Here is a 315-nt window from a genome sequence, read left to right on the forward strand (position 1 = left end):
GATTACTGAAAGAGGATTCCAAGATAATGTGAAAATAAAAAGTAATTCCCAGAAAACGGAGGAATGAATAATGGAATTTAAAATTGATCCGAGTTATGTGGTTATTACCCCAGAGCTGAAAGAGCACTTTCATAAATACGGTAAAGTCATAAAAAGTACAGCAACCGTAAGAGATTTAAGGAAAGTTTATGGGGATGATAATTTCTTAGATTATATGGAAGAGTCTAAAGAGGTCTTGGTGATTGCCGATTATAATACATATAGCTTAAAAATTGAGGAGTTAGGACCCCTTCATTAGTAGAAAAGAGGTTTAGT

At 33.3% G+C, this 315-nt stretch carries 1 protein-coding gene; it reads left to right on the forward strand.

What is annotated here, in order from left to right; all coding sequences use genetic code 11:
* Window positions 1-70 precede the first annotated feature (70 nt).
* Window positions 71-298, forward strand: a complete 228-nt coding sequence (locus EOC06_RS38750; RefSeq protein ID WP_128310188.1) for a hypothetical protein — start codon at window positions 71-73, stop codon at window positions 296-298.
* Window positions 299-315 lie beyond the last annotated feature (17 nt).

Origin of the sequence: Mesorhizobium sp. M7A.F.Ca.MR.362.00.0.0 (genome assembly GCF_004023175.1) — a bacterium.
GTDB lineage: Bacteria > Pseudomonadota > Alphaproteobacteria > Rhizobiales > Rhizobiaceae > Mesorhizobium.

Coding starts and splice junctions, on each gene's coding strand:
- EOC06_RS38750 (WP_128310188.1), top strand. CDS start 71: ATGGAATTTAAAATTGATCCGAGTTATGTGGTTATTACCCCAGAGCTG.